The organism is Blastomonas sp. (assembly GCF_030373265.1).
Classification (GTDB): Bacteria; Pseudomonadota; Alphaproteobacteria; order Sphingomonadales; family Sphingomonadaceae; genus Blastomonas.
Map to the genome: position 1 here is coordinate 1 of NZ_JAUCZC010000045.1, position 12,372 is coordinate 12,372.

The 12,372-nt window shown below is 64.8% G+C and carries 9 protein-coding genes and 1 pseudogene; 6 read left to right on the forward strand and 4 right to left on the reverse strand.

Annotated elements, in window-relative coordinates; translation table 11 throughout:
- The 6 genes and pseudogenes from QUV11_RS16630 to QUV11_RS16655 form a co-directional block, all read left to right on the forward strand.
- Window positions 1–257 (forward strand): annotated as a pseudogene (locus QUV11_RS16630) (succinate--CoA ligase subunit alpha); the annotation flags it as partial.
- Between the two features lie 150 nt (window positions 258–407).
- Window positions 408–701, forward strand: a complete 294-nt coding sequence (locus QUV11_RS16635) for a GIY-YIG nuclease family protein (RefSeq protein ID WP_300884067.1) — start codon at window positions 408–410, stop codon at window positions 699–701.
- Window positions 702–838: 137 nt separating this feature from the next.
- Window positions 839–3,661: a 2-oxoglutarate dehydrogenase E1 component gene (locus QUV11_RS16640; RefSeq protein ID WP_300884068.1), complete on the forward strand. Its 2,823-nt coding sequence runs from the start codon at window positions 839–841 to the stop codon at window positions 3,659–3,661.
- A gap of 65 nt (window positions 3,662–3,726) precedes the next feature.
- Window positions 3,727–4,995 carry a 2-oxoglutarate dehydrogenase complex dihydrolipoyllysine-residue succinyltransferase gene (odhB, locus tag QUV11_RS16645; RefSeq protein WP_300884069.1) on the forward strand — a complete coding sequence of 423 codons (1,269 nt, stop codon included), beginning with the start codon at window positions 3,727–3,729 and terminating at the stop codon, window positions 4,993–4,995.
- Window positions 4,996–5,172: 177 nt separating this feature from the next.
- Window positions 5,173–6,570, forward strand: a complete 1,398-nt coding sequence (lpdA, locus tag QUV11_RS16650; protein WP_300884070.1) for a dihydrolipoyl dehydrogenase — start codon at window positions 5,173–5,175, stop codon at window positions 6,568–6,570.
- Window positions 6,571–6,978: 408 nt separating this feature from the next.
- A complete protein-coding gene (locus QUV11_RS16655) occupies window positions 6,979–7,623 on the forward strand; it encodes a trimeric intracellular cation channel family protein (protein ID WP_300884072.1) in 645 nt (214 codons plus the stop codon).
- 111 nt (window positions 7,624–7,734) lie between these two features.
- Here QUV11_RS16655 and QUV11_RS16660 read toward each other — a convergent pair whose 3' ends face one another.
- From QUV11_RS16660 to rplQ, 4 genes are all read right to left on the reverse strand, one after another.
- On the reverse strand, window positions 7,735–8,421 hold the full coding sequence (locus QUV11_RS16660; RefSeq protein WP_300884073.1) for a hypothetical protein: 687 nt from the start codon (window positions 8,419–8,421) through the stop codon (window positions 7,735–7,737).
- Window positions 8,422–8,544: 123 nt separating this feature from the next.
- Window positions 8,545–8,901, reverse strand: a complete 357-nt coding sequence (locus QUV11_RS16665; protein ID WP_300884075.1) for a hypothetical protein — start codon at window positions 8,899–8,901, stop codon at window positions 8,545–8,547.
- Window positions 8,902–9,435: 534 nt separating this feature from the next.
- Window positions 9,436–11,568, reverse strand: coding sequence for a prolyl oligopeptidase family serine peptidase (locus QUV11_RS16670; RefSeq protein ID WP_300884077.1), 2,133 nt, complete (start codon window positions 11,566–11,568; stop codon window positions 9,436–9,438).
- Window positions 11,569–11,663: 95 nt separating this feature from the next.
- Window positions 11,664–12,086, reverse strand: coding sequence for a 50S ribosomal protein L17 (gene rplQ, locus QUV11_RS16675; protein ID WP_300884078.1), 423 nt, complete (start codon window positions 12,084–12,086; stop codon window positions 11,664–11,666).
- Between the last annotated feature and the right edge of the window lie 286 nt (window positions 12,087–12,372).

Here is a 12,372-nt window from a genome sequence, read left to right on the forward strand (position 1 = left end):
GCGGCAGCGCCGAAGAAGAAGCCGCGCAGTTCATCAAGGACGAAGCCAAGCGCGGCCGCAAGAAGCCGATGGTCGGCTTCATCGCCGGAAAGACCGCACCTCCGGGCCGCCGCATGGGCCATGCCGGCGCGATCGTTTCGGGCGCCGAAGGCGGCGCGGACGACAAGATCGCGGCGATGGAAGAAGCGGGCATCCGCGTGTCCCCCTCGCCCTCGCTGCTCGGCACGACGCTCGCGGAACTGCTCGAGACGGTCTGACGTTGATTACCCTCATCCGGTAGCTGGTCCCCGGCGCAGGCAGGGGCCCATCTCCGGACGGTTCGGGATGGAACAGACGGAGCATCGGACGGCCAGCTTAGGAGATGGGCCCCTGCCTTCGCAGGGGTCCGTAAGAGGGCAAAGGTTTGGATGATGCGGGACGGCTATGTGTACATCATGGCCAACCGCAAGAACGGCACGGTGTATATCGGTGTGACCAACGATCTGGCGCGCAGGGTGGAGGAACACCGCAGCGGCCAGATCGAGGGGTTCACGAAGAAGCACAGATGCACCAGGCTGGTCTGGTACGAAGCGTTTGAAGACCTGCACCAGGCTAGGCTGGTCGAGGTGCAGATGAAGAAATGGAAGCGGGCATGGAAAGTCCGCGCGATTGAAGAGTTGAATCCCGATTGGCGCGATTTGTGGTGGCAGTTGGAACAATAGGCTCTTGACGGTCCCCTGCGCAGGCAGGGGCCCATCTCCTGACCGGGCCGCCGCAAAACGGCCGGTGGGTATTTGGGTGAGGTCTCAAGATGGGCCCCTGCCTTCGCAGGGGACCGGCGAGCAATTGGAAGAAGCAGATGACCTACGACGCACATGATTTCGATCCCGCTGAGGCCCCGCAGGCAGGCCCGAGCTGGCAGCGTGACAACTGGCCGCTGGGCGATGGCGATGACCTGACCGCGGCGCTCGACCCGATGCAGATGCAGGTCGCGGTCAAGGCCGCGATTCGCGATGCGGCCAAGGGCGGCGGCAAGCCGGTGGACGAAGCAGCGATCGCGCGCGCGGCGGACCGCTCGATCCGCGCGATGATGCTGATCCGCACCTACCGGGTGCGCGGGCATCTGGCGGCGGATCTCGATCCTCTGGGCCTGTCGCAGCAGGACATCCCTGCCGACCTGACCCCCGAATATCACGGCTTCACCGCCGCCGAGATGGACGAAGAGGTGTTCCTGGGCGGCACGATGGGCTTCGACAAGGCCACCGTGCGCCAGCTGATCGACACGCTGCGTGCCAATTACTGCGGCAAGGTCGGCCTCGAATACATGCACATCTCGGACGTCGAGGAGCGCCGCTTCTTCCAGGACCGGATGGAAGGCGTCGACAAGGGCATCGAGTTCACCGAGAACGGCAAGAAGGCGATCCTCTCCAAGGTGATCGAGGCCGAGACCTTCGAGAACTTCCTCGGCAAGAAGTACGTCGGCACCAAGCGCTTCGGCCTCGACGGCGGCGAATCGATGATCCCGGCGCTCGAAGCCGTGATCAAGTACGGCGGCCAGCTCGGCCTCAAGGAAATCGTCTACGGCATGCCGCATCGCGGCCGCCTCAACGTGCTCGCCAACGTGATGGCCAAGCCCTATCGCGTGATCTTCCACGAGTTTTCGGGCGGCTCGTCCAACCCCGATGACGTGGCCGGCTCGGGCGATGTGAAATATCACCTCGGGACCAGCACCGATCGCGAATTCGACGGCATCAGCGTGCACATGTCGCTGGTCCCCAACCCCTCGCACCTCGAGGCGGTCGATCCCGTGGTGCTCGGCAAGGTGCGCGCGCAGCAGGTCAACCGCGACGACCTGACCGATCACAGCCAGGTGCTGCCGGTGCTGCTGCACGGCGATGCGGCCTTTGCGGGCCAGGGCATCGTGTGGGAGTGCCTCGGCTTTTCGGGGATTCGCGGCTACAACACCGGCGGCTGCATCCACTTCATCGTCAACAACCAGATCGGCTTCACCACCAGCCCGCAGTTCGCGCGCTCCTCGCCCTATCCCTCGGACGTCGCCAAGGGGGTTCAGGCCCCGATCCTGCACGTCAATGGAGACGATCCGGAAGCGGTGACCTTTGCCTGCAAGATGGCGATCGACTTCCGCCAGCGCTTCCACCGCGATGTCGTCATCGACATGTGGTGCTACCGTCGCTTTGGCCATAACGAGGGCGACGAGCCAAGCTTCACCCAGCCGCTGATGTATGCGCAGATCCGCAAGCATCCCCGCGTCAGCAAGATCTATGGCGACCGCCTGATCGGGCAGGGCGTGGTGTCGCAGGACTGGATCGACGGCACCGCCAAGGCTTTCTCCGACAATCTCGAGGTCGAATTCGAGGCCGGCAAGACCTACAAGGCCAATCAGGCGGACTGGTTTGCCGGACGCTGGTCGGGGCTGCACGCGCCTGCCGATCCCGAATATTCCCGGCGCAATGTGGAAACCGGCATCGACAAGAAATTGCTCGAGAGCCTGGGCCGCACGCTGACCGGCGTCCCCGAAGGCCACGAGGTCCACAAGACGCTGCGCCGGGTGATCGATGCCAAGCGCGAGATGTTCGACAAGGGCGAAGGCTTCGACTGGGCCACCGGCGAAGCGCTGGCGTTCGGCTCTCTGGTGTCGGAAGGCTATGCCGTCCGCCTGTCCGGCCAGGATTCGGGCCGCGGCACGTTCAGCCATCGCCATGCGGTGTGGATCGACCAGAACACCGGCGGACGCTATCTGCCGCTCGAACAGGTGCCGCATGGCCGCTTCGAGGTGCTCGACAGCCCGCTGTCCGAATATGGCGTGCTCGGCTTCGAATATGGCTATGCCATGGCCGATCCCAAGACTCTGGTGCTGTGGGAAGCGCAGTTCGGCGATTTCGCCAACGGTGCGCAGATCATGATCGACCAGTTCATCGCCAGCGGCGAGGCCAAGTGGCTGCGTGCCAACGGTCTGGTGATGCTGCTGCCGCACGGCATGGAAGGCCAGGGCCCCGAGCACAGCTCGGCGCGTCTCGAACGCTTCCTGCAGTTGTGCGCGGGCGACAACATCCAGGTGTGCAACATCACCACGCCGGCCAACTACTTCCATGTGTTGCGCCGCCAGATGCACCGCCCGTTCCGCAAGCCGCTGGTGATCATGACGCCCAAGTCGCTGCTGCGGCACAAGATGGCGGTGTCCAAGACGCAGGACTTCTGCGGCAACAGCCACTTCATGCGCATCCTGTCCGATCCCAGGCAGCCCGACGACAAGGACGTCAAGCGGCTGGTGCTGTGCTCGGGCAAGGTCGCGTTCGACCTGATGGAAGCGCGCGATGCCGCCGGCGACAAGCACACCGCGATCATCCGGCTCGAGCAGCTCTATCCCTTCCCGGGCGAGCCGCTGACCATCCGCCTCAAGCGCATGGTCAATCTCGAAGAGGTCGTCTGGGCACAGGAAGAAGCGCGCAACAACGGCAGCTGGTTCTTCGTCGAGCCGTTTATCGAGGAATGCCTCGAGGACGCAGGTGTCGGACCCAAGCGCGCGCGTTATGCGGGCCGGATCGCGGCGGCATCGCCCGCCACCGGTCTTGCCAAGCGCCATCAGGCCGAACAGGGCGCGCTCATCGCGGATGCGCTGGGCCATGATGTCCGCGAGGAAATCCGCCGTCAGCGCAGCTGACCGACCAACTGAATATACAATTGTTTCCGCGTGTTGAAGCGGACAGTGATGAAGGTTTGTGAACCATGAGCATCGAAGTCAAAGTCCCGGTTCTGGGTGAATCGATCAGTGAAGCCACCATCGGCGAGTGGCTCAAGCAGCCCGGCGACACGGTCGCGGCCGATGAGCCGATTGCCAGCTTGGAAACCGACAAGGTCGCGGTCGAAGTCCCCGCACCCTCCGCCGGCGTGATGGGCCAGCAGATGTATGCCGCGGGCGACACCGTTCAGGTCGGCGCGCTGCTGGCGACGATCGAGGCATCGGGCAGCGGCGCAAGCCCCGCGCCTGCGCCCGCGCCTGCTGCCGCCAAGGCCGACCCTGCCCCCGCCGCCTCCGCGCCCTCACCTGCGCCATCGCCTGCTCCGTCGCCCGCCCCCTCGGGCGAGCCGGTGAGCCTGTCGCCCGCCGTGCGCCGTCTGGTGCTCGAGCATGGCCTCGACCCCACCGGCATCAAGGGCACCGGTAAGGATGGCCGCCTGACCAAGGAAGACGTGCTCGCCGCGGCCGAATCCGCCAAGGCTGCGCCCGCTCCGGCTGCCTCGCCCGCGCCTGCGCCCGCCGCAGCCAAGCCTGCCGCCAGCGGAGACGCCGGCCGCGAGACCGAGCGCGTGCGCATGACCCGCATCCGCCAGACCATCGCGCGCCGCCTCAAGGAAGCGCAGGACACCGCCGCTATGCTGACGACGTTCAACGACGTCGACATGACCGCGGTGATGGAGGCGCGCGCCAAGTACAAGGATCTGTTCGAAAAGAAGCACGGCATCCGGCTGGGCTTCATGGGCTTCTTCGCCAAGGCCGCGTGCCTGGCACTGAAGGACGTGCCTTCGGTCAACGCGCAGATCGACGGCGACGAAATCGTCTATCACAACTACGCCGACATCTCGGTCGCGGTCAGCGCGCCCAACGGCCTGGTCGTCCCCGTGATCCGCAACGCCGAGACGCTGTCGTTCGCCGGCATTGAAAAGACCATCGCCGACTTCGGCAAGCGCGCCAAGGACGGCACGCTCAAGATGGACGAGATGATGGGCGGCACGTTCACCATCTCCAACGGCGGCGTGTTCGGTTCGCTGATGTCGACCCCGATCATCAACCCCCCGCAGAGCGCGGTCCTCGGCCTCCACCGCATCGACCAGCGCCCGGTCGTGATGCCCAATGGCGAAATCAAGGCCCGCCCGATGATGTATCTGGCGCTGTCCTATGACCACCGTCTGATCGACGGCCGCGAGGCGGTGACGTTCCTAGTGCGGATCAAGGAAGCGATCGAGGATCCCACGCGTTTGCTGATCGATTTGTGAGGTAAGTGGCGCGCAGGCGCGGAACCGGCGAGACATATTCCTCGTCACCCCCGCGCAGGCGGGGGTCCCGCTTTTCCTCTCCGGCATCGCGAAGCGGGATTCCCGCGTTCGCGGGAATGACGGGGATGGAATTGCAAACGTAGCCCGGTTACATCCGGCGCACGATGGAGTTTGAAAATGGCTGACTATGATTTCGACGTTCTGGTGATCGGTTCCGGTCCCGGTGGCTATGTCGCCGCGATCCGTGCGGCGCAATTGGGCCTCAAGACCGCGTGCGTCGAGAGCCGCGAGACTTTGGGCGGCACCTGCCTCAACGTCGGCTGCATCCCCTCCAAGGCGATGCTGCACGCGTCCGAACTGTTCGAGGAAGCCGCCAGCGGCAAGCTCGCCAAATTGGGCATCAAGGGATCGGTCACACTCGATCTCGAAACCATGCACGCGCAGCGCCGCGATGCGGTCAAGGGCCTGACCGGCGGCATCGCGTTCCTGTTCAAGAAGAACAAGGTCGAATGGATCAAGGGCCGCGCCGCGTTCACCGGCACCGACACCGTCGATGTCGGCGGCAAGAGCTATCGCGCCAAGAACATCGTCATCGCCACCGGATCGTCGGTCACCCCGCTGCCCGGCATCACGGTCGACAATGAGCAACAGATCATCGTCGATTCGACCGGCGCGCTCGAGCTGGCCAAGGTCCCCGGCCATATGGTCGTCATCGGCGGCGGCGTGATCGGGCTCGAATTGGGCTCGGTGTGGAAGCGCCTCGGCGCCAAGGTCACCGTGGTCGAATATCTCGACATGATCCTGCCCGGCATGGACGGAGAAATCCGCAAGGAATCGCTCAAGCTGTTCAAGAAGCAGGGCATCGAGTTCAAGCTGTCGACCAAGGTGACCGGCGCCACCGTCGAGGGCGGCAAGGCCATGCTCTCGGTCGAGCCTTCAGCGGGCGGCGATACCGAAACCATCGAGGCCGACGTCGTGCTGGTGTCGATCGGCCGGCGTCCCAACACCGATGGGCTCGCGCTCGACAAGGCGGGGCTCAGCGTCAACGGCCGCGGCCAGGTCGAGATCGAGCATGACTTCAGCACCGCGGTTCCCGGCATCTGGGCGATCGGCGATGTCGTTCCCGGCCCGATGCTCGCGCACAAGGCCGAAGATGAAGGCATTGCGGTGGCCGAGAACATCGCAGGGCTCACGGGCATCGTGAACCACGACATCATCCCGAGCGTGGTCTACACCATGCCCGAGATCGCCGGCGTCGGCCTGACCGAAGAACAGGCCAAGGAGCGCGGCGAGATCAAGGTCGGCAAGTTCCCGATGATGGCCAACTCGCGCGCGAAGACCAACCACGAGGGCGACGGCATGGTCAAGGTGATCGCCGACGCCAAGACCGATCGCATCCTGGGCGTCTGGATCATCGCATCGCTCGGCGGCACGATGATCGCGCAGGCCGCGCAGGCGATGGAGTTCGGCGGCACCTCCGAAGACATCGCCTACACCTGCCACGCCCACCCGACGCACAGCGAAGCACTCAAGGAAGCCGCGATGGCGGTACAGGGCAAGCCGATCCATATCTGACCCGCAGAACACCTAAAGCCCTCCCCCTTGATGGGGGAGGGTTGGGTGGGGGTGATCTCTCCGGATTGCATGAATGCTGCGTCGCTGCGCCCAGCCGCACCCTCACCCTCACCGCTGCAACTAGGCAGCAAGCTGCCAAGTTTCGCTGCCTCTCCCATCTAGGGAGAGGCGGAGATGCGCTGAACCTCTCCCCTACCGCATGCGGGAGGGGCAGGTCCGGCTTGCCGGACCGGGGTGGGCCTGCAACTTCCAGCATAACAGGCCCACCCCGGCCTCGGCTCCGCCTCGTCCACCCCTCCCGCAAGCGGTAGGGGTGAGTTTGCGGCGCACCCCCATCTGCTCTCCCCTGAAGGGGAGAGAGCAGATCGCAGGTGAAATCCCCGCCCTGATCGCCTAAAGCCCTTCCCCATGACCACCCCCCTCCCCGCGTTCGATTTTGGCACCATTCTGGGCACGCTCGACATGTTCGGGATCGCGGTGTTTGCTGCCTCGGGCGCGCTGGCGGCGGCGGCCAAGCGGCAGACGTTCGTTACCTTCACTTTCTTTGCCCTCGTCACCGGGGTCGGCGGCGGGACGGTGCGCGATCTGCTGATCGGCGCGCCGGTGTTCTGGATCGTCAATTCGTCGGTGCTGGCGGTGGTGCTGGCGGTGTCGGTGCTGCTGTGGCTGACCCCGCAACGCTGGTGGCAGGGCAAGATGCTCGACTGGTTCGATGCGGCCGGGCTCGGCGCCTATGGCGTGTTCGGCGCGGCCAAGGCGCTGCAATACGGCATCGATCCGCTCCCGGCGGTGATGATGGGGGTGATCACCGCGTGCGTCGGCGGCATCATCCGCGACGTTCTGGCGGGCGAGCCGTCGATCATCCTGCGCCCCGAGCTCTACGTCACCGCTGCGGCGCTGGCATCGGGGCTCTATGTCGGGTTGCGGCTGATCGAGGTTGACCGCCCGGTGGCCGCGATCATCGCGGCGGTGGCAGGGTTCGTGCTGCGCGGTCTTGCAATCCGCTACAATATCGCGCTGCCCGCATATCGCGGCGGCAATACCGAAAGCTAGCGCCTTCCCCTCATACAGTTACCCCTGCGACGCGCGAAGGGGCAAAGCGCGCCGCAGGGGTTGGTCCCGGACGCAGGCAGCTAACGCCACCCGCCTCCGGTAAAGCGAACATCATTCGGGCGGAAAGGGATTGCCGTCCTGATCATACACAAAGCTGTCGTCACCCTGATAGGGCGGCACATAAGACGGGTCGCCGGCATCGCCATAGACCTGGCCATCGACACCCAGCGGACCAGCGCCCCACGCGCCATTGGCGCGGTTGAAGCGGACATAGTCGATCCGGCCAAAGCTGATGCCGCAGGTGAAGCTGTCGACGCCCTGGTTGCGCGAGCCGACCAGGCCCTCGACGCGCCAGCCATTGCCCTCGCGCACGACATTGTCGATGCGCTCGATCCGCGATCCGAAGCCGGACTGTGCTGCTGCTGCCGCGCCGCACTGATTTGAGGCGGAACGGACATCGTCGTTATAGCTGTAGCGGTCGTTGGGACCGTTGCGGTTGCGGCTGGAGTTGGTGGCCGCGCTGGCCACCGCTGCGATCCCGCCGATGATCAGCGCGCCGGCGAGGATATCGCCGCCGCTGACACCACGGTTGCGGCCACGCCAGCTGCGGTTGCGCCAGCCGCCGCGCCACTGCTCGGCCTGCTCGTCGCCCTGATCCCAGGCGAGATCGGCGAGCGCGCTGTAATGGCTGGCGCCCGAGGGCGTCACTACGGCGGACACCGGTGCGGCCATGGCAGGCGCAAACCCTGTGACCATCATCGCGCCCACGGCGCCCAGACCTGTCAGTGCTTTCAACATATCCTATGCCTTTCACGTACTTGGCCAAGGCGCGGCGCGCTGTACCTCGGTTTAACTGTTTGTTTAGGCGGTCCAGCCTGTCGCCACGCTGAACCGCCAGGGAGCCCGTTACGCGCGTGAGTCTTAGCGGAAATTGCCGAGTCCCCTGAGACGCACATCACGCACCCGGCCCCGATCCACGATGCAATCGAAATTTCCGCGGTTCAGTCTGACGCGATAGCCACGCGGCTGCTCGACCACGACCCGGCCGCGCACCCGGTATCCAAAGCGGGTGTCGTTGACCCGGCGGATATCGGTCACCTGGCCAAAGCGGCCATAGCGGCGCAGATCAGCCTGCACCGCGCGGGTGCACTGGTTCACCGCCTGCTGAGGGCCGCCGCGCCCGAACCCCGGGCCACCGCGCCACTGCGCGTCGGCAGGGCTGGCGAAAAGGGCGGCAGAGCCGAAAGCGGCGAGGCCGAGCAAAAGTTTACCGAACATCCTGGGTCTCCTCCGTCTGGTTCCGTTCGCCGACCGTTTCGGCGTCACCCTGGAGGAGATAGCGATTCGCCGCTGTGGCTATCCTGAATTGCGCTGACAGGATTTGTTCAGGTTTGTGGCAACTTATATGAACGATAACGGTGGGGCGATTATAGCCCTCCCCCTCGATGGGGGAGGGTTGGGTGGGGGTGGATCTCTCCGGATTGTACAATCGGTGCGTCGCCGCGCGGTCAGCGCCCAGCCGCACCATCACCCTCACCGCTGCGACTAGGCAGCAAGCTGCCAAGTCTCGCCGCCTCTCCCATCAAGGGAGAGGCCAATGGGGGCGCCTCTCCCATCAAGGGAGAGGCCAATGGGGGCGCCTCTCCCATCAAGGGAGAGGCCAAGGCACGCTCCTCTCCCCTCCCGCCTGCGGGAGGGGTGGCTGAGCCGCAGGCGAAGACGGGGTGGGGCCTGTACCGTCGTAAATCTCAGGCCCGCCCCGGTCGGGCAAGCCGGACCTGCCCCTCCCGCAAGCGGGAGGGGAAAAATGGCTTACTCGCCCGCGATCTTCAGCCCGGTGAAATGCGCGAGGAACGCGTAGATGTCCGAGAATTCCTCGATGATCTTGTCGGTGGGCTTGCCCGATCCGTGCCCCGCGCGCGTCTCGATGCGGATCAGGTGCGGCTTGTCGCCGGCCTCGGTCGCCTGCAACTTCGCGGTGTACTTGAAGCTGTGGCCGGGGACGACGCGGTCATCGGTGTCGGCGGTCGACACCATCACCGCAGGATAATCAGCTTTCCGAATAGTATGATAGGGCGAATACTGGATAAGCGTTCTGAAGTCGGCCTCCTTGTTGGGATAGCCATAGTCATCAACCCAGTAGCGCCCCGCGGTGAAGCGGTCGAAGCGCAGCATGTCCATCACGCCCACCGCGGCATGCGCCGCGCTGAACAGATCGGGTCGCTGGTTGACCACCGCGCCGACCAGCAGGCCGCCATTCGAGCGGCCCTCGATCGCGAGCTGGTCCTTACCGGTGACGCCCTCCTTGATCAGATACTCGCCCGCCGAAATGAAATCGTCGAACACGTTCTGCTTGTTGGCGAGCCGCCCGGCATCGTGCCACGCCTTGCCATATTCGCCGCCACCGCGCAGGCTGGCCTGCGCGTAGACCCCGCCCTGCTCCAGCCACGCCAGCCGCGTCGGCGAGAAGCCGGGGGTGAGCGAGATGTTGAAGCCGCCATAGCCATAGAGCAAGGTCGGCGCGGGGCCCGTGACGCTCTTCTTGCGGACGATGAACATCGGCACCTTGGTGCCATCCTTGCTGGCATAGAAACGCTGCTCGACCGCGTAATCCTCGGGGTTGAATGCCAGCTTCGGCTCGGCCCAGGGCGATACCTGGCCCGAGGTCAGGTCATAGCGATAGATCGTCGTAAGGCGGTTGAAGCTCGAATACGAGAAGAAGGTTTCCTTCGAGTCCAGATCGCCATCGAAGCCGCCGACCGAACCGATCCCCGGCAGCGGGAGGTCGCCCTGTAGCTGCCCCGCCAGATCGAACAATTTCACAACATTGCGCGCGTCCTGCAGGTAATTGACCACCAGCCGGCCGCCGACCAGCGAGGCGCCCGAAATGACCGATTCCCCCTCGGCAACGACCGTCTCCAGCGCACCCTCGTCGCCGTCGATCGCCATCGAGACCACGCGCAGCCGGGGCGCATCCTTGTTGGTGACGAAGTAGATGCGGCCTTGCGCCAGGCCGATCATCTGCCAGTCGTTGAGCAGCTCGGGGACGATCACGCGCTGCACCTTGGCCTCGCCCAGACCGATCATCGTCAGCCGGAAACGCTCGTCGGTGCCCGAGGACGAGGTGACCAGCAGGAAGCTGCCATCATCGGCAACCTGCGCGACATGATTGAGCTGTGGCTCCTTGGGGGTCGCATAGATCAGCGGGTCGGCGCTCTGCGGCGTGCCCAGCGTGTGATAGCGGATTTCCTGATCGGTGTTGAGCGACTGGAACTCGCCCTCCTTGTCGGGCTCGGGGAAGCGCGAATAATAGAAGCCCTGGCCCGCCTTGTCCCATTCGAGCGCGGAGAACTTGACCCATTTGATCTCGTCCTCGAGCGGCTTGCCGGTGGCGACATCGAGCACGCGGACAATGCGCCAGTCGCTGCCGCCGTCCTGGATCGAATAGATCAGCTTGCTGCCGTCCTCGCTGGGCACCCAGGAATCGAGCGCGGTCGCGCCATCCTTGGCCCAGGCGTTGGGATCGATCAGCACCCGCTCTGGCGCATCGGCGCTGTCCTTGACATACAGCACCGCCTGGTTCTGCAAGCCGGAGTTGCGGGTGAAGAAATAGCGCCCGCCCGCCACCTCAGGCACCCCGGTGCGCGCATAGTCATACAGCGCGCGCATCCGCTCGGCGAGCTGCTCGCGGCCCGGCAGCGTTCCCAGATAGCCGTCGGTTACCTTGTTCTGCGCCTCGACCCAGGCAGCGACCTTGGGATCGACCCGGACATCGTTTTCCAGCCAGCGATAGGGATCTTCGACCTTGACGCCGAACTGTTCGTCGACGGTGTCGACCGTCTCGGTCTGGGGATAGGACAACGGGGCGTTCTGAGCGACCAAGGGTACGGACAGGGTCATGGCGACGGTTCCCAGCAAAGCGGCAAGAATGGCGCGGTTGCGCATGTGCGATCCTTTAATGTGTTGATTGGACAAACGAAAACAGGCCGCGAATGTGCACATTCGCGGCCTGTCTGGCAATCCGGTATCGTGTGATACTGTTACGCGCCTTCGTACTCGTCTTCGTCGCTCATCACCGGGCCCGAATCCTGGCCCTTGGCGCTGACGTCGCGGTCGACGAGTTCGATGATGCCCATCGGGGCGGCGTCCGAAGCGCGGAAACCGGCCTTGAGAACGCGGGTGTAGCCGCCTTCACGATCGGCATAACGCGGTGCGAGCGTGTCGAACAATTTGGCGAGCTGGGTTTCGTCCATCAGGCGCGCCATCGCCAGACGACGGTTCGAAAGACCGCCGCGCTTGGCCAGCGTGATCAGCTTTTCGACGTAAGGACGCAGTTCGCGTGCCTTGGGAAGCGTGGTGGTGATCTGCTCGTGCTTGATCAGCGAGGCTGCCATGTTGCGCAGCATCGCGATACGGTGCGAGCTGGTCCGCTGCAGCTTGCGCTTGCCAATTCCGTGACGCATTTTTCAGTACTCCGTTCGTAAGGGGGCCGTCTGAGGTACCCCGGTCCTGGCGGTGTTAACGGCCACCGCCGATGCCGAACTCTTAACGAAGCCGGTCCCCTGCGAAGGCAGGGGTCCATCTCCTTCCCTATCGCGTTGTTTGTCCGGTCGATCTGAAAGCCCATCTGCCAGGAGATGGGCCCCCGCCTTCGCGGGGGACCGAAAACAAACGCGGCAGGGCTATCCTATCAGCCCAGCAGTTCCTGCTCGAGCTTCTTGGCCATTTCCTCGATGTTCTCGGGCGGCC